Annotated in this window: 16 protein-coding genes; all 16 read left to right on the forward strand. The window is 32.1% G+C overall.

The annotated features are described in order from the left end of the window. The first annotated feature begins 140 nt into the window (after positions 1–140). The 16 genes from ACKPCA_RS02865 (at position 141) to ACKPCA_RS02940 (ending at position 18,545) form a co-directional block, all read left to right on the forward strand. The gene (locus tag ACKPCA_RS02865) at positions 141–1,745 is read left to right on the forward strand and encodes an HAD-IIIC family phosphatase (RefSeq protein ID WP_321281274.1); all 1,605 of its coding nucleotides are present in this window, start codon (positions 141–143) and stop codon (positions 1,743–1,745) included. 2 nt (positions 1,746–1,747) lie between these two features. Continuing rightward, positions 1,748–1,969 carry an acyl carrier protein gene (locus tag ACKPCA_RS02870; protein WP_321281275.1) on the forward strand — a complete coding sequence of 74 codons (222 nt, stop codon included), beginning with the start codon at positions 1,748–1,750 and terminating at the stop codon, positions 1,967–1,969. An 86-nt stretch (positions 1,970–2,055) separates the two neighbouring features. Then, positions 2,056–2,964 (forward strand): AAC(3) family N-acetyltransferase, encoded by a 909-nt coding sequence (locus ACKPCA_RS02875; protein ID WP_321281276.1) that lies wholly within the window; start codon positions 2,056–2,058, stop codon positions 2,962–2,964. A gap of 333 nt (positions 2,965–3,297) precedes the next feature. Continuing rightward, positions 3,298–4,656: an oligosaccharide flippase family protein gene (locus ACKPCA_RS02880; protein WP_321281277.1), complete on the forward strand. Its 1,359-nt coding sequence runs from the start codon at positions 3,298–3,300 to the stop codon at positions 4,654–4,656. A gap of 45 nt (positions 4,657–4,701) precedes the next feature. Next, a complete protein-coding gene (locus tag ACKPCA_RS02885) occupies positions 4,702–6,000 on the forward strand; it encodes a hypothetical protein (RefSeq protein WP_321281278.1) in 1,299 nt (432 codons plus the stop codon). An 11-nt stretch (positions 6,001–6,011) separates the two neighbouring features. Further along, a complete protein-coding gene (locus ACKPCA_RS02890; protein WP_321281279.1) occupies positions 6,012–6,914 on the forward strand; it encodes an NAD-dependent epimerase/dehydratase family protein in 903 nt (300 codons plus the stop codon). Positions 6,915–6,926: 12 nt separating this feature from the next. Next, positions 6,927–8,366, forward strand: coding sequence for an NDP-hexose 2,3-dehydratase family protein (locus ACKPCA_RS02895; protein ID WP_321281280.1), 1,440 nt, complete (start codon positions 6,927–6,929; stop codon positions 8,364–8,366). Positions 8,367–8,368: 2 nt separating this feature from the next. Then, the gene (locus ACKPCA_RS02900; RefSeq protein WP_321281283.1) at positions 8,369–9,424 is read left to right on the forward strand and encodes a Gfo/Idh/MocA family protein; all 1,056 of its coding nucleotides are present in this window, start codon (positions 8,369–8,371) and stop codon (positions 9,422–9,424) included. A 117-nt stretch (positions 9,425–9,541) separates the two neighbouring features. Then, entirely contained in the window at positions 9,542–10,600 is a 1,059-nt protein-coding gene (locus ACKPCA_RS02905) for a glycosyltransferase (protein ID WP_321281284.1), read from the forward strand. A 117-nt stretch (positions 10,601–10,717) separates the two neighbouring features. Next, positions 10,718–11,836: a glycosyltransferase gene (locus tag ACKPCA_RS02910; protein ID WP_321281285.1), complete on the forward strand. Its 1,119-nt coding sequence runs from the start codon at positions 10,718–10,720 to the stop codon at positions 11,834–11,836. A gap of 55 nt (positions 11,837–11,891) precedes the next feature. Continuing rightward, positions 11,892–13,043 carry a glycosyltransferase gene (locus ACKPCA_RS02915; RefSeq protein WP_321281286.1) on the forward strand — a complete coding sequence of 384 codons (1,152 nt, stop codon included), beginning with the start codon at positions 11,892–11,894 and terminating at the stop codon, positions 13,041–13,043. Then, a complete protein-coding gene (locus ACKPCA_RS02920; protein ID WP_321281287.1) occupies positions 13,036–14,073 on the forward strand; it encodes a polysaccharide biosynthesis protein in 1,038 nt (345 codons plus the stop codon). Before ACKPCA_RS02915 ends, ACKPCA_RS02920 begins: the two co-directional genes overlap by 8 nt. An 11-nt stretch (positions 14,074–14,084) precedes the next feature. Next, positions 14,085–15,227 (forward strand): capsular polysaccharide biosynthesis protein CapF, encoded by a 1,143-nt coding sequence (locus ACKPCA_RS02925; protein WP_321281288.1) that lies wholly within the window; start codon positions 14,085–14,087, stop codon positions 15,225–15,227. 43 nt (positions 15,228–15,270) lie between these two features. Then, the gene (gene wecB, locus ACKPCA_RS02930) at positions 15,271–16,401 is read left to right on the forward strand and encodes a non-hydrolyzing UDP-N-acetylglucosamine 2-epimerase (RefSeq protein ID WP_321281289.1); all 1,131 of its coding nucleotides are present in this window, start codon (positions 15,271–15,273) and stop codon (positions 16,399–16,401) included. Positions 16,402–16,412: 11 nt separating this feature from the next. Further along, entirely contained in the window at positions 16,413–17,618 is a 1,206-nt protein-coding gene (locus ACKPCA_RS02935; protein ID WP_321281290.1) for a glycosyltransferase family 4 protein, read from the forward strand. A 12-nt stretch (positions 17,619–17,630) separates the two neighbouring features. Further along, complete coding sequence (locus ACKPCA_RS02940; protein ID WP_321281291.1) at positions 17,631–18,545, forward strand: NAD-dependent epimerase/dehydratase family protein; 915 nt, start codon at positions 17,631–17,633, stop codon at positions 18,543–18,545. Positions 18,546–18,555 lie beyond the last annotated feature (10 nt).

An 18,555-nucleotide genomic window follows, 5' to 3' on the forward strand; every position in this document is an offset into this window, starting at 1 on the left:
GCTATTGTAATAGGATTATGAATCGTAGATTGAAATTTAAACTGCCTAATTGAGCGACATTCTTCATAAAATCAACAGCAATTATTGTTTTACAACAAAGTAGTTGGTTTTATTGTGTAAATATAAATGAATAATATAATATGAAATATTTTATTTTCCGAAATAGTACTATCGAACCACTGTTTAATAAAGAAAAGGCCTTGTTTTCCGGATATGCAGATATCTCTTATATGGATTCTGAAAGCGAATGTTTCATCTGGTTTTACGTTCTGCCTTATAAGCAATGTAATCAAGATTTAGTTAAAGAAATAGAAGATTACTATAATAAGCTATTAATAGTTTACAATCAAATACCTAAGCATAAATTCTTATATGTTTTTACGTTATTGTCACCTTTTTATAAAGAAATTGTATCAGGTGATTTTTCAATACAAAAAGCTATTCATCAATTTAATATGGATGTTGTAGAGCTTTCTAAAAAAAATAATAATATAAGAATTATTGATTTCTCAACATTTGGAAACAATTACACGAGTGATCAGTTAATTGACTGGAAATATTACTTTATTTCCCAGATGCCAATTTCTCCCAAATTGACTAATGATTTTAATTCTTGGTTTAAGAATAAGGTAAATGAAATTAACTTGATTCGAAAAAAGTGTTTAGTTCTTGATTTGGATAACACTTTATGGGGAGGTATCTTAGGAGAGGATGGTATTAACGGTATTCAGATTGGTGGAGACTACCCTGGAAATGTGTTTTTGGAGTTTCAAAAAGCACTTTTGGAATTGAAAAGAACAGGAGTTATTCTAACTGTTTGTAGTAAAAATAATGAGCAAGATGTTATTGATGTTTGGGAGAAGAATCCGTTTTTATTACTGCGAAATAAGGATTTTTCTGCATATCGTATAAATTGGAATAATAAAGTTGATAATATAAAAGAGATTGCACAGGAATTAAATATCGGACTGGATAGTATAGTTTTTATTGATGACAATCCAGTCGAGAGAGAGTTGGTTAGGCAATTATTACCATCGGTTGAGACCCCAGAATTTCCTGCTCAAGTTTATAGCTTACCTTTCTTTATTAATACAATTATTGACAAATATTTTGGTATTTACAATATCACTGCTGAAGATAAGGTAAAAACAGAGCAGTATGTTGCTAACAAACAAAGAGTTAATGCCAAGAATGCATATAGTGATCTTTCTGATTATATAAAAAGTCTCGAAATTGAAATAACACTTCAAGATGCGGACTCTTTTAATTTTTCAAGAATAGCTCAGTTAACTCAAAAAACGAACCAGTTCAATCTAACAACAAAAAGGTATGTTGAATCTGAAATTATTGATTTGGTTAAGGGGGGGAGTAAAGTTAATTGTATAAGCGTAAAGGATAAATTTGGAGATAGCGGTATTACAGGAGTAGCAATTATAAAATTAGATAAGACTAAAAAAAGTGCTATAATTGATTCCTTTTTGTTAAGTTGTAGAATACTGGGAAGAGGTATTGAAGATGCGTTCATTTTGTCACTTTTATCAGATTTAAAATCCAATGGAATCAATACTGTTTATGCGTCATACCTTTCTTCACCCAAAAATAAGCAGGTGAGTGAATTTTATGAGAAGGTTGGATTTGAGAAAATTGAAGATAACTATGAAAATTGTTCTGAAAAATCTTATAAATTAAATTTGTCTCAAGAAAAATTCGAAATAAAACCATACTATAACATTATAAAAAGTTAAAAATGAAAAATCAAATTAAAGAGATAATTAAGAATACATTTAAACTTAACTCTGTAAATGATAATATCTCACAGGCTAACTGTTCCAAATGGGATTCGTTAAATCATTTAAATTTAACTTATGAATTAGAAACTCATTTTGACATATCTCTTGAACCGGATGAAATATTAAAAATGAAAAATTTAGAGGATATTGTTGTTATTATGGAGCAAAAATTAAACTAGATTTAAATCCAAACATTAAGTACTATGCCCCCCCCTGAGAAAAGGGGGGGTAACGTTGATTGTAAAGTATAAAACTCATAAATGAAATGGACATAAAACGTAAAATTTGGAATTTAATAAAAAAACGTTTTAACATTAGAGGTAAGTCGTTTTTAGTGAATGGTATTAAAAGAAAAGTTGACAGAACGTATTACCAAAAAAAGTACAATACGGATAATCTTATAAGTAGTCTAAATGAACTTGGATTAAAAAAAGGAATGACTGTCATGCTGCATTGTTCTTGGGATGAATTTTATAATTATACGGGGTCTCCTAAAGAATTTATCGATGCATTGCTTTTTGAAATTGGTGAAGAAGGAACTTTATTAATGCCAGCATATCCTCTACATAATATTGGGAAAAATGACATATTTGATATCAAAAGAACTCCAACAGGAGCAGGTTTACTTGCAGAAATTTTTAGAAGGTACCCTGGAGTAGTAAGGAGTGTGAATATGCATTCCGTTTGTGCTTTGGGACCGAATGCTAACTTTTTAACCGAAGAACATCAATTTTCTGTGACTAGATGGGATGAAAAATCCACTTATTTCAAATTGTCCTTAACTGATGCGATTATTATATCAATGGGGCTAGGCAAGTCATATATCCCAACAGCTTTTCATTGTGCTGAAAGTGTTTTAAGAGAAGAAGTGCCATATTTCAAACAGTTTTTTACAGACGAGTCTATTACCAAATTCAAATTTGAAAATGGAACGGTCAAAAATATACATGAGCTAACTTCTAGCAAAACTTTTGCTAGACTGCATACAAAACGATCAACCAAATATATCGTGAATAAATACTTTGATAAATCAAAGTATGCTAAATCACGTATTTCAAATTTAACTATGAATTCATATGATGCGAGTTATCTAATAAATAAAATGATTGAACTTGGTAGACATGGGAAAACAGTTTATGTGAAGCCAGATCCTAAAAAAACACTTAAATTGTAAGGTTCTAACTGGTAAAGTTTACCTGTTCTAAATATTTACTCAAAGTTTTATATAGCACTTACCATTTTTTTAGAACAAGAACAGCCATCAAAGAATCACAAATTGAGTTACAATTAGAATTTATTTAATTAATATTCCTGACACTCATACTTCTTTAGATTGGACATATAGATTCAATTAAAGAAGTATGAGTGTCAGGATATACAGTCTCTTAACGAATCTAAAAAACTGATTTTAACGCTATGCTCTATTTTAGAATCCCAAATTATTGATGTTGCTTCATAAATTTGGAAAATAATGGGTTATTAGCTTACAACCATTACAGACAGTAAAATGCTTGCAAAAACAAAAACAATTTTTGAATCTCCATTAATTAAAAATACTTTGAAATTATCATCGAGTAGTATGATATTAATGCTAATACCATTTCTTATTACTCCAATTCTTTCAAGGTTATATTCTCCTGAAGATTATGGTGTATGGGGTATATTTTCTAGTGTGCTTTATATTGTGAATTCCTTTATTTTTTTATCTTATGAAAATACCATCGTAAAGTCAAATGATGATAAAGAGATACCTGATTTGATCGTGCTATGCCTAACTATTTCATTATCTATTACGATAATAGTTGGTCTTGTATTTACTCTTGGTAAGATGATGGGAATTCCTTTTTTTGTTAATTTTCATAGTATTCCTCTCCTCACATCCATGTTGTTTATTACTGCTTCCTATAATATTTTTAATAGTATCGCCAATAGGACTAAGAAATATGGAGCAATGTCTGTATCAAATGTGATAAATGGTACATCTCAAGCTGCAATAAGGGTTTTTCTTGGTAAGTTTCCTTTTGTTTCATATGGTTTAATTGTTGGTAATATAATTTCTCAGTTTATCGCTACAATTTATTTTGTTTTTCCTCTGCGAAGTTATATACAGAATTATTCAACTAGCAGTATCAAAATAGCAAAAATTAAATTACTTGCTAAGAAATATAAGAAATTTCCTCTTTATGAGGCCCCAGCAAGATTTATAGAATTTGCGGTGCTAAATCTTACTATAATAATATTGTCAAATTATTTTGGCAAAGATGAAATAGGTTATTTTTCTATGGTAATTCAATTCATTTTATTGCCAATAACTGTATTTGGTTCTGCAATGGGTAGTGTTTATTATCGTGAATTATCAGAAAATTTATGTGATCCTGAAGCGGTTTCATTAATTACTAGAAAAGTTGCGAAAATAACATTTCCTATTTCCTTATTACCCATTCTATTTCTAACTTTTGGAGGCGATAAGCTTCTTGTTTTTATTTTAGGTAATAAATGGATTCCTGCAGGAAGTATGGCTATTATTATGTCAGTTTTTTCAGTCCCTGTTATACTTGCTCAGTCACTTCTTCCAGCTTTTAAAACCCTTGATAGACAAGAGATACGATTTAAATTGAATTTGCTTAATTTTATTTTGGCTATTGGAGCATTAATCATTTCTGCAGTATATTTTGATAAAATTAATTTAGTCTTGTTTGTGTATTCAATTTTATATGCGCTTGTGCAATTTATAATATATCATAAGATTTTAAAGATTACTAACTTACGATTGAGAGAAGTTTCTAAGTACTTTATGGGGAGCATGTTAATATGTTATGTGTTATTGTTGATAAGAATAATTTATTCCGGGATACTAATTTATTAGATTATAGTTACTTCAGTATTAATCCGGCAATCTAGATATTAATTCATGAATAGTTTTTTAAGAATATTATTTTGCGGCAATGGCACATTTAAAAACATTTTATTTGGAGCCCTATATATATTTACCTTTTCATATGTATGGAAATACTATTGTGTAACTGTTTGGCATGCCTATTTCTATTTTGATGTACCTCATTCATTTTTCTATGATTTTATTGGATATTCTATTGCTCTAATCCCAATTGTATTTTACAGAGGTATTCGGAATGTATCCTCTTGGCTATCATTGATTTTATATTATTTTGGATATGTTCCTATTGTATTAAGCTTATTGTTTAATTTTAAAGAAGACAATAATTATCATGTTATTGAATATTGGATGGTTTTATGTATTACTATGAGTCTGTATTTTTATTCTGATAGGATTAAAATAAAAATAAAGCATCCAAGAAGGAAAATTTCAATTAAAATCATTTGGATTTTTGCTCTAATAACTTTAGTGATGCAACTTGCAATATACCACAATAATATGAGGATAGTTGATTTTACATCTGTTTATCAGCTTCGCGCAGAAAATGCTGAAATTGGAAATGCGTTTATGGGGTACATTAACTCATGGTCAGCTAGTTATATTTTCCCATTAATTTTTGTATATGGTTTATTCAGAAAGGATAAAAGGTTTATTCTTTTTGGTGCACTTTCTTTTTTATTTCTCTATAGTATTTTTGGAGCGAAAGCAGATTTTTTAGCACCTATTATATTGTTTAGTTTTTATAAATTCTTCTTATGGCAAGATAAAATGAATATAAACTTGTTAAGTATCTTATCGATCAGTTTGGGACTAATTAGCCTTTTCTTATTGTGCAACTTGGAAAATGAATTAGTTTATGTATTAGCTGCTGTTTTCTTAATGCGAACGATTACAATTGGTGGTTGTCTTTTCTCTGGTTACTACCTTCCTTTTTTCCAAGATAATCCACATACTTATTTTAGTCATGTCAATATTATTAATGCAATTACTAATTCTAATCCTTATGCAGGTCAACCTATTGGTAAAGTTGTAACGGAAGGAGGTATGAATGCTAATGCAATTTTTTGGGCAATGGATGGCGTCACCGCCATGGGGGTGGCAGGAGTTGCGATTGTAAGTTTTTTATTTTTATTATTTCTTATTTTAATTAATAGCCTGGCAACAGCGGAGAATAGAAATTTTTTGTGCATATTATTTTTAATACCGATGGTGGCTTTATTGAACACATCCTTTTTTTCATTTCTTTTATCGGAAGGGGTTATTCTTATAATACTAACAATTTTGTTTGTAAATCTTAAGTACGATAAAAATTAGATTAAAAAAAAATGAACAGAACTATAATAAATCCACTTATGAAGAAATGTGCAATAATTGGAGCATCGGGATATATTGGCAAACATCTTAGTTTCTATATGAAAAATCTAGGAATTAATGTTGAACTATACGATATTGTCGATTCTCCTGGATATATCAAAATTGATTTAACGTCCAAAGAGTCTATTTCAAAGATTAATTTGGATATGGATTATCTTTTTCTGTTTTCGGGACTAACTGGTACACACGCAGGATTTACCGATTACGAGAAATTTATTGAAATAAACGAGTTGGGTTTGCTAAATCTATTGGATACCATTCGAAACTCACCTTATCGCCCAAAGATTATATTTCCATCGACTAGATTAGTTTATAAAGGCAGTGACAATCCTCTGAAAGAAGAAGATACCAAAGAAACCAAAACAGTCTACGCTGTTAATAAGTTAGCTTGTGAAGGTTTACTTGATGCATACAGAAATAGTTTTGGAATTCCTTATACTGTATTTCGTTTATGTGTTCCTTATGGCAATTTAATTTCTACAGATTATTCGTTTGGTACTATTGGCTTCTTTATTAAACAAGTAAAAGCCGGTAATAATATATCTCTATATGGGGGTGGAGAGATAAAGCGTACGTTTACACATATAGAAGATGTGTGCTATCAAATTGTAAAAGGAGGTTTCGTCGAAAAATCAGACGGTCGGATTTATAATATTGGGGGGGAAACCCTTTCTTTAAAGGATGCGGCTGTTACAATTGCTAATAAGTTCAATCAAGAAGTGGAGGCAGTACCTTGGCCTGACAGTGACTTGAGAATTGAGAGTGGTCATACATATTTTGATGATAGTAAAATACAATCATTGATAAAGATGCCTCCATATAAAAAGTTATTTGATTTTGCAAAAGATTTATAATTAAGATGTTATATGAAAACACGTAACGTAGAAGATACTCAATTTGATTTTTTGGTATCAGCTCTTCATCATGGTTGTTTCATTTCTACTTCAGACATTTTAGCGTGGATGAAGCACCAGAATGAAAGAGTGAATAGTGAAATTACGCAGATACCTATTTCTAAACTGAAGGATTGGACATATAAGGATGATAGAATACGTCATAAGAGTGGTAAATTCTATAGTATTGACGGAATTCACATTAAAACTAATTATGGTATCACTCCAGAATGGGATCAACCTATCATAAATCAACCGGAAATTGGATTCCTTGGCTTTATTGTGAAGAAGTTTAATGGTGTAGTCCATTTCTTGATGCAAGCTAAAATTGAACCTGGGAATTTGAATATTGTTCAGTTATCGCCAACACTACAGGCAACCAGAAGTAATTATACGAGGGTTCATAATGGTGTAGCGCCAAACTACCTAGAGTATTTTACTGGAAAAATGCTAGTTACCAAACTCGTAGATCAACTACAGTCAGAACAGGGAGCTCGTTTTCTTCAGAAGCGAAACCGAAATATCATTATTGAAGTTGCAGAGAATGCAGATATTGAAGTAAAAGAGAATTTTATATGGGTTACCCTTGGTCAGATAAAGGAATTGTTGAGATATCCGAATATAATTAATATGGATACTCGAACAGTGATCTCTTGTATTAAATTTGGCAACTATTCGGAATCTACTTTAAGGTTACTTTCAGTATTTCAAAACCATAATAAATTGCTTTCCTCAAAATCAGAATCATTTCTTTATTCGGTGTTAAGCGCGACTAATCATCTTCACGATACACAGGACATTATTCAATGGATTTCAGCTTTAAAATTCAAGTATGAATTGGAAGTTTCAAAAATTGGAATATCTGAAATGACATGTTGGAATTATGATGGTGATACTATTCATCATGAGGACAATAAATATTTTGATATTATTGGTGTTAATGTGCAGATTGGGAATCGTGAAGTTGTTGCATGGGATCAGCCTATGGTACGTTCGGCCCAAGAGGGTGTAATGGGATTTCTTGTTAAAAAAATTAACGGAATCTATCATTTTCTTGTACAGGCAAAGTTGGAGTCAGGGAATTTTGATATTGTGGAAATGGCACCGACTGTCCAATGTCTAACAGGAAATTATCGCACAGGTGAGAACGAATATAGCATTCCTTATCTTGAATATTTCCTAGGGGCAAAGACTGAAAATATCTGGTATTCGACACATCAGAGTGAGGAAGGAGGGCGCTTTTTCCAAGAGCAGAACTTGAATTTGATAGTAGAAGTAGGAGATGAATTCCCAATAGATGTTGAAGAAAACTATTGCTGGATGACCTTAAATCAAATGCTTTCTTTTGTAACATACAATAACTATTTGAACATTGCAGCCCGCAGTTTATTGTCGGCTATTAGTTTTTATTAATTATGATACGTATTGGTATAATTTGTCCTTCCGAGATAGCTTTTAGAAGGTTCATGCCTGCATTGCAAAAGGCAAATAGTAAATTTGAGTTTGTTGGTATTGCGATAGCCAGTCCAGAAGAGTGGTTCGGAAATTTGGATAGCATAAGCAATAATGTGATTACTGAGCAACAAAGAAGTGAAAAGGAAAAAGCAGAATCTTTCATTGAGACTTATGGAGGTAGAATCTTCAATAGTTATAAATCAATAATAGAATCTGAATCAATTGATGCTATTTATATCCCTTTGCCACCTGCTTTGCATTACAAGTGGGCCAAGATGGCATTAAAGTATGGTAAACATGTTTTTGTGGAGAAACCTTCTACTACATGTGCTGAGGATACAGCAGATTTAATCAAGATTGCAAAAGAAAAAGGATTAACTCTCCATGAAAATTATATGTTTATCTTTCATAGGCAATTGAGAGAAATCCAAGAAGTTGTTGAGAGTGGTGAGATTGGAGACATCCGACTATATAGAATCTCATTTGGATTTCCTCGTAGGGCATCTAATGATTTTCGTTACATAAAATCATTAGGTGGGGGTGCTTTACTTGATGCAGGTGGTTATACAATTAAATATGCAACATATTTGATAGGACAAACAGCTAAACTTACTACCGCTCAGGTTAACTACATAGATGAATTTGAAGTAGACATTTTTGGTTCTGCAACTATGGTGAATCATCAAGGTGTCACAGCACAATTGGCATTTGGTATGGATAACGATTACAAATGCGAAATTGAGATATGGGGAAGTAATGGAACAATAACATCTAACCGCATATTGACAGCACCTCCAAATTTTATTCCGAGCTATACGTTAAAGAAAAATCAGAAAATAGAGACGCGTGATTTATCATCAGATGATACTTTTGAAAAATCTATTGAGTGTTTTTATCAATGTATAAGTGATGAATCAAAAAGAGTTGATAATTATCTTATAATCCAAAGGCAGGCCGATTTAATATCACAATTTAAAAAATTGGCGGTATATCAAGGTGAACAAGACGAAAGATGATACTAGCCTTTGAAGTAAAGGCGTACAGCATTTTATGAATTGAAAAGATTTATGACAAAAAAGAAAATTTGTATTTTTGGAGGGGGATCAATGTATAGGTTGCCAATATATAATATAATGGCAAAAGAACTAGATTGTGATTTCTATATATGTGAAGATGATCCTTCAAAGGGTATAAAAACATATGATTATTCTCAATTAATCAATTATAAAGGTTCTCTTCTACCTCGTTCTATATTGGGTAATTTTTATTGGCTGAAAAATGCGGTTAGTCTAATTAATAAACCTTATGATTTATATATTGTGGGGGGCCCATTTTGCTTATCGTATTGGATGCTGATTTTTCTGACAAAATTTAGTAGAAAAAATGTTGCTTCTTGGTCTCATGGTATCTATGGACGAGAAAAAAAACTTAGGAAACTGATTAAAACCTGGTACTATAAGCTGTGTGACATTAATTTTGTTTACAATGAAAGGGCCAAAAAATTAATGACAGAATGTGGGATACAGAAAAATAAGATAATTAGTGTTGGTAATTCTCTAGATACAGATGAAGATTTGAATGTTCGTAAGTCGCTAATAAAGAGTGATATATTTAGAGGGTATTTCAATAATGATTTTCCAACACTAATTTTTGTCGGAAGAGTAACAAAAGAAAAGCGCCTGGACATGATTATCGATAGTATGAAGATTTTAAATGCTAAAGGCGTATACCTTAATTTCCTAGTTGTAGGAAAGGATATTGATGGAGTTAATTTAAATGATCTTGTGAAGTTAAATGGACTTGAAAAATATGTGCATTTATATGGACCTTGCTACGATAATACAATCTTGGGAAATCTTTTCTATAATGCGGATGTATGCGTTTCGCCTGGAAATGTTGGCTTAACAGCAATTAGTGCAATGACTTTTGGCTGTCCTGTAATAACACATGGAGATTTTAGTTATCAAGGACCTGAATTTGAGGCAATCAATCCAAATTTTACCGGAGATTTCTTTAAGCAAGGTGATGTAGAAGATCTAGCTGACGTGATTCAAAAATGGCTTGAGAATACAAATTCTGTAAAACGTGAAGAAATAAGGACAAATACTTTCAGTGAAGTGGACAGCCGTTGGAATATTTATAGTGAAGTTCAGGCTTTTAAAGAATCACTAACTTCTTTTTATAATATGTAATACTTATTTATAATTTATAAAATTTAGCTGAAATAAATTGCGATATGATTTGTTAGCCTATCTGAAGTAGGTTAAAATTATTACAATAGTAATCTAAACACAATATACTATCGATTCATGATAAATAAAGACAAGAAAATATTGATTATATCAGCATGGCTGCCAGGGGGAGGTGTTGAAACGGTAATTTCAAACTTTAGTAGGATAATGTCCGTCAAAGGATATGAAATTAAAGTTATATCATTATCTGATTATTTAGAATGGAATTGGTTCAAAAACAAGGAGTTTACTATTTCCTTTTACCCTGTATTTAAAAAGGAAAATGAAATTAGTATATTTAATGTAATATCAAATTTCGGTAAAGTAAATCGTATTTTGCAAAAGGAAATTAAAGAATACTTACCTTCAAATATTTTAATAACTCATACTCTTTTAGGATTATTTGTAGGGAGGTTAAAAAGTCATTTTGATACTCATATATATTATTGGCCTATGAATACTGTTTTCAATGCCAAAACGCAAGGTTACAAAATGGTTAATCATATTTATAACTTCCTCAAAAGGAAATATGTAAAGTATATGGTGAAGCCTTTTGATGGGGCGATATGCATTAGTAGCCAGATTCGTGAACAACTATCTTATATAGATGAAACAGCAAGATTTCTTACCTTTGCCCCATTAAATCAAAGAGCACAAATTACATTAAATGAATCTCCTAGTTCGCCACACTTTATTTTTGTTGGGCGTATCGACCAGAGGAAGAACTTATGCTTTTTGTTAGAATCGTTGGCGAAAATAAAATTAGATAATTGGAAGTTAGATATTGTTGGAGAGGGACCAGAAAAAGAAAGAGCATATGATTTATGTGAAAAATTAGAAATACAAGATAATATAAATTGGATTGGGTTGAGATTTCCACCATTTAGTGAGATGCCTAGTTACACTTCTATAATCATGACTTCATTATCAGAGGGGTTTCCTATGGTAATAATTGATGCATTATTATCCGGTATACCTGTAATTTGTCCGACTCATTTATCGATATATAATGACGCAATTTTGGAAAGTGAAAATGGGTATGGATATGAACAAAATTCTAATGAATCGTTAACTCATGTTATTGAGAAAATATATTGTCAAAGAAAAGTTTATAATGGGAAGCATATTTCTGAACAATGCCTAAATAATTTTGGCGATGATCAATTCTTTAAACGATTCGGAGAAATTCTCAATTAACAATTTGAAGATTAATGTAATTAGAATTTCATAATTATAGAAATAGGGAACAAAAATGAGAAAAAAAGATATTTTGCATATTTACGCAGGTTCAGCGGGTAGTGCCGGTAGTTATATAAGAGAGTTATTTTTAGGCTTACAACCCAATTTTGATCAAGAACTTGTTGTCAATTATTATTACCCTCTATCATACGGAGATGCAAAAAGGCGTTTTTATCGCTTTTCCGAACTTTCATCTCCTTTTAAGTATAGGAACAAAAAAATTCGATTAATAATTAGATATTTTGAGTTGTTATTTACTTTATTATACTCATATATTTATTTAATTAGCCATAAGGTTTCTGTTCTAAACTATAACCTAACGTCGGACCTTTTTGTAGAGTACCTATTTTTAAAAATAGTTAAAGTAACCACAAAAACTAAAGTTCTCATTACTTGTCATGATGTAGTCCCTTTCGGTACGGATGATGAACTTGGATTAAAAAAGAAGATTCTAAGAAAAAAAATGTTCTTTGATTTAGCAGATTTCTTAATTGTACACAATGAATCCTCAAAGCATGATTTACAAAAACACTTTCAGATAACTGATAACATTATTCAATATCCTTTTCCAGTAATGAGTTTGAGGACCGATAATCCATTAAAGAAGAAAAGTAATGGAGTTATAAAGTTTGGTATGATAGGCCATATCCGAAATGAAAAGGGATTAGATGTTTTAATCGATGCCTGGCGACTCTTTTATAAGCCAGACAAAAATGTAGAGCTTATAATTGCAGGAAATTTTGCAACTTCAGATGCCTATGATTTAAGTACTTTTAATGGTTTATCAATTAAGGTAATCCCATCATTTCTAAGTGATGAACGGTACAAGCAATTAATTGAAGAATTAGATGTTGTTATTTTACCTTACAAAAGAGGAACCAATAGTGGAATACCATCTAGTGTTATTTCTTTAGATTCGTTGTTGCTTACATCTGATATACCAATGTTTAAATGTAATCCGTTAATTCCTCTAAGTTTTCAGTTTGAATCCAAGAATGCTATTAGCTTAGCGGAGAAAATGAACTGGTTGTGTTCATTAACAGAAGAGGAAAGACAATCTTATAGAAGTAAAAACACAAATCAATTAATAAATTATCGTGGTTTATTTATTGAAACAACGAATCAAGTTTATTCAAACCTTATTAATAATAATAAAGATGTTTAAAAATAAAACACTCCTAATTACGGGTGGTACCGGTTCTTTTGGCAACGCCGTATTAAACCGTTTTTTAAATTCAGATATTAAAGAAATTAGAATATTCTCCCGAGATGAGAAAAAGCAAGATGACATGCGTCACTCATTGCAAAACCCTAAGGTGAAATTTTACATTGGTGATGTAAGAGATCGTCGTTCTGTGGATTTGGCAATGATTGGCGTTGATTACGTTTTTGCTGCTGCTGCTTTGAAACAGGTTCCATCTTGTGAATTTTTCCCAATGCAAGCAGTTAAAACCAATGTGGATGGAACTGATAATGTTATACAGTCTGCAATTGCGCATGGAGTCGAAAATGTAGTGGTTTTATCAACCGATAAAGCAGCCTACCCAATCAATGCAATGGGGATTAGCAAGGCCATGATGGAGAAGGTGGCCATCGCACATGGTAGAGCATTGGGAATAGAGGCAAAAACTACCATTTGCTGTACTCGCTATGGTAATGTAATGGCAAGTAGAGGTTCAGTGATTCCATTGTGGGTAGCTCAAATCAAAGCAGGAAACCCAATTACCATTACAGATCCTAACATGACTCGTTTCATGATGACTTTAGATGATGCTGTTGATTTGGTAATTTATGCATTCCAAAATGGTGAAAATGGTGATCTGTTTGTACAAAAAGCTCCTGCAGCAACTTTATCAGTATTGGCGGAATCATTGAAACAATTGTACCAGGCAGATACAGAAGTGAAAACCATTGGTACTCGTCACGGTGAGAAATTGTATGAAACTTTGGTAACTCGTGAAGAGATGGCAAAAGCCATTGATATGGGTGATTATTATAGAATACCTTGTGACACAAGAGATTTGAACTACGACAAATACTTCAAAGAAGGTGATGAAGAATTGTCTAAAATTGAGGATTATCACTCCCACAATACCAAATCATTGGATGTAGAAGGAATGAAACAATTGTTGTTAAAATTGGATTTCATACGTGAGGATGTATTGGAAGAAAAAGATGAACCTGTTAATATGTAATATTTAAAGGTATGAAGATATTAGTAACAGGAGCCAAAGGATTTATAGGTAGAAACTTAGTAGCACAGCTTAGAAATATACAAGAAGGAAAGGACAAAACTTATACACTTGATCCCAACTTTGAAATATTGGAATGTGATATTGATACAGATGAGAAAGCATTGGATCAATATTGTAAGGTGGCAACATTCATTTTTAACCTGGCAGGTATCAACCGTCCGGAGAATGAATCCGAATTTATGGAAGGAAATTGTGATTTCGCAGGTAAATTGTTGAATTCATTAAAGAAGTATCAAAATACTTGCCCAATCATGATATCTTCTTCAACCCAGGCCACTTTGGATAATGCCTATGGAAAGTCCAAGAAGGCTGGGGAGGATGTAATATTTCAATATGCTAAGGAAACAGGTGCGAAAGTAATGGTATACCGATTCCCGAATGTGTTTGGAAAATGGTGTAAGCCCAACTACAACTCAGCTGTTGCAACCTTTTGTCACAATATAGCCCATGATTTGGATATTACAGTATCGGACAGATCTTACCAAATGACACTGGTTTATATCGATGACTTGGTTAGAGAATTAATTCATGCACTGGAGGGGAATGAAAATAGAGAAGGTGAGTTTTGTGCTGTTCCTGTGACTCATCCAATCAGTTTGGGAGAGATTGTTGATTTGCTTTATTCTTTTAAGAATAGTCGTAATGATCTGTCAGTTGCCAAAATGAACGATTCTTTTTCTAAAAAGTTATATTCCACTTATTTAAGCTATTTGCCTACGGAAGAGTTTTCTTATCCATTGAAAATGAATGTGGATAATCGTGGTTCATTTACGGAAATGTTGAGAAGTGAGGACAGGGGACAGGTATCTGTGAATATATCAAAACCAGGAATCGTAAAAGGAAATCACTGGCACCATACCAAAAATGAGAAGTTTTTAGTGGTAAGTGGAAAAGGTGTGATCCGTTTCAGAAAAATTGATGAAGAAAAAGTACATGAGTATTTTGTTTCTGGTGAGAAATTGGAGGTAGTAGATATACCTGTTGGTTATACTCACAACATTGAGAACTTGGGAGAAAAAGATATGGTTACCGTAATGTGGGTGAATGAACCATTTGATCCTGAATCGCCTGACACTTTTTATCTTGAAGTGTAATTGAGTCTTAAAGCCTGATTGTTTTTGTAAAAAGAAAATTGAAATGAATAAATTAAAAGTTGTTACAGTAGTAGGAACACGCCCTGAAATCATCCGTTTGTCAAGGGTATTGTTAAAGTTGGATGCTACTGAAAGTATAGATCATATATTAGTGCATACAGGTCAGAATTATGACTACGAGTTAAACGAAGTCTTTTTCCAGGATCTTGGATTAAGAAAGCCTGACTATTTTTTAAATGCTGCGGGTGGGAATGCTACAGTGACTGCAGGTAAGATCTTGATGAATATTGATCCTGTTTTGGAAGAGATTCAACCGGATGCCTTCCTGGTATTGGGAGATACGAACTCTTGCCTATGTGCCATTGCTGCAAAGAAGCGTAAAATTCCTATTTTCCATATGGAAGCTGGAAACCGTTGTTTTGATCAACGTGTTCCGGAAGAAACCAATCGCAAGATTGTGGATCATGTGGCAGATATTAACTTGACCTATAGCTCTATTGCCAGGGAGTATTTATTACGAGAAGGATTATCGGCAGATAGGGTGATTAAAACTGGTTCACCGATTTATGAGGTTGTTCATGCTTATAAAGAAAAAATTGAGAGTTCTGATGTCTTATCAAGGTTGGAATTAAAAGAGGGAGAGTATTTCCTGGTTTCCGCGCACAGAGAAGAAAATATCAACTCCGATAATTTCTTAAACTTAGTGAAAAGTTTGAATGCGGTAGCAGAGAAATATAATATACCAGTTATTGTTACTACTCATCCACGTACTCGCAACAGAATTAACGAAACCGGGGTTGAGTTTAATCCTTTGATTCAATTGATGAAGCCTTTAGGTTTTCATGATTACAATCATTTGCAAATGAAAGCAAAGGCTGTTCTTTCAGATAGTGGTACTATCTCAGAAGAGTCGTCGATTATGAACTTTCCAGCTTTGAACATTCGAGAAGCGCATGAACGCCCTGAAGCTATGGAAGAAGCATCGGTAATGATGGTTGGATTAAATCCGGAAAGAATCATGCAGGGATTGGTAGTATTAGATTCTCAGAAAAGAGGTGTGGACCGAAATTTGAGACCAGTATATGATTACTCTATGCCAAATGTTTCTGATAAAATAGTAAGAATCATCATGTCTTATACTGATTATGTAAGCCGAGTAGTATGGTCTAAATAGAGTTGATTTGAATGACTAAGGAAAAAAAAACACTTTGGGTTGTTTCTGAATTATTTTATCCGGAAACCACTTCTACGGGTTACATAATGACCGAGATTGCCAAAGAACTCTCAAGTAATTGTAATGTAAATGTTATTGCAGGACCTGTGTCCTATGATAGAATAGTAGCAGGTACTAAAGCTTTATTAGGGAAGAATGGTGAAATTAATATTTATCGTATAACAGGGAAAGGATATGATAAAAATGGTCTTCTTAACAGATTAATAGGACAATTGAGAATCTCACTAGGGCTAATGAGATTAATGTTAAAACACATTTCTTCAGGCTCAAAAGTCTTAATTGTTACAAATCCGATTTTATTATTGTATATCTTAAGTTTCTTTTCTCAATTTAAGAAATGGCAAGTTTTATTATTGGTTCATGATATTTTTCCTGATAATCTTGTTCCTGCTGGCATAATTAAAAAGAGGAGTGTAATCTTTAATTTGTTGAATACTATTTTTAAGCGTGCCTATCTTAAGGTAAATGAATTTATTGTTTTGGGTAGAGATATGAGTAATTATTTACAAAGAAAGTATCCAAAAGTTAAGGTAAGTATAATTGAAAATTGGGCGGAAATAGATCTGATTCCGAATCCTTTCATAAATAATAATTCCTATACTGAAGAAAGTAAACTGTCCTTTTTATTCGCAGGTAATATTGGGAGATTACAAGGTTTGAGTTTGTTATTAGAGTGTATTAAATCTGTTTCTAAAGATGATTTTAATTTTAACTTCATTGGAGAAGGAGCAATGAAGGAAAGTTTACAATCTTATTGCAAAGTGAATCAGTTACGTAATGTTATTTTTCATGGGGCTCGACCAAGAGAGGAGCAGAATGATTTTTTAAATCAATGCCATATTGGTGTGGTTTCTTTAGCGCCTGGAATGTATGGAATGGGAGTACCATCGAAGTTCTATAATTTGCTAGCCTCAGGTAAAGCTATTTTTTATATTGGAGATGAAGATACAGAATTGAAATATGTAATAGATCAATATGAAAATGGTTGGTTTGCTAAGGCAGGTGATCCCTGTAGTATAAATAGTGTTCTACATGAAATTATAAACTCCCCCAAAGAAGATATATTAAAAAGAGGGAAAAGTTCTAGAAGATTAGCTGAGGATATTTATTCAAAAGATTTGATCTTGTATAAATTTACAAAATTGTTTAATTCCTAAATAAAATTGGATATGAGAGTTTTAATTTCTGGCGCTTCTGGATTTCTCGGAGGATATATTGTTAAACTTGCAGAGAATAAAAAGTGGGATTTTGATTCCATAGGCATCCATGAAACAGATAATATTAAGTGTGATTTATCTAAAGAATTTACGAAAGAGCTAGGAACATATGATTATGTAATTCATGCAGCTGGGAAAGCTCATATGATTCCGAAATCGAATAAGGATAGTGAGCAATTTTATAATGTAAATTTCGAAGGAACTAAAAATTTATTAAAAGCTATAGCGGATTTGGATCAACTTCCAAAAGCAATTTTATTTGTGAGTTCAGTTGCGGTATATGGACTTGAAACAGGAGATTTTATAAAAGAAACTGAATGCAATAACGCAACAGATCCCTATGGTAGAAGTAAAGCTTTAGCGGAAGAGTATATTGTTGAATGGGGCAAAACGAATAATGTAAGGGTAGTGATTATCCGTCCACCCCTTTTGATTGGAAAAAATGCACCAGGAAATTTAGCTGCGATGATCAAAGGTATAAAGACAGGAAAATATGCTAATATTAGGGGGGGACATGCAAAGCGATCAATGGTACTTGTTGAGGAATTAGTTGAGTTTTTTCCAAAATTGCTTGAAGTGGAAGGTGTTTTTAACTTGACAGATGGTTATAATCCCTCATTTAAAGAATTGTCGATGAAAATCGGAAATCACTTCATGCAAACTAGAATTTTGAATATACCAAAACCGATTGATACTGTTTTGGCTAAAATAGGAGATTTTATCAGTTTCATTTTTAGAAAACCAGTTCCATTTAATTCAAGACAACTTACAAAAATGACAAATAATCTGACTTTTGATGATTCAAAGGCTCGTGCTATTGGTTGGAATCCCAGCAATGTACTTAATACTACAAAAAAATGGTTATAAAAATTTCTTA

Origin of the sequence: Marinifilum fragile, from assembly GCF_963677365.1 — a bacterium.
GTDB lineage: Bacteria > Bacteroidota > Bacteroidia > Bacteroidales > Marinifilaceae > Marinifilum > Marinifilum fragile.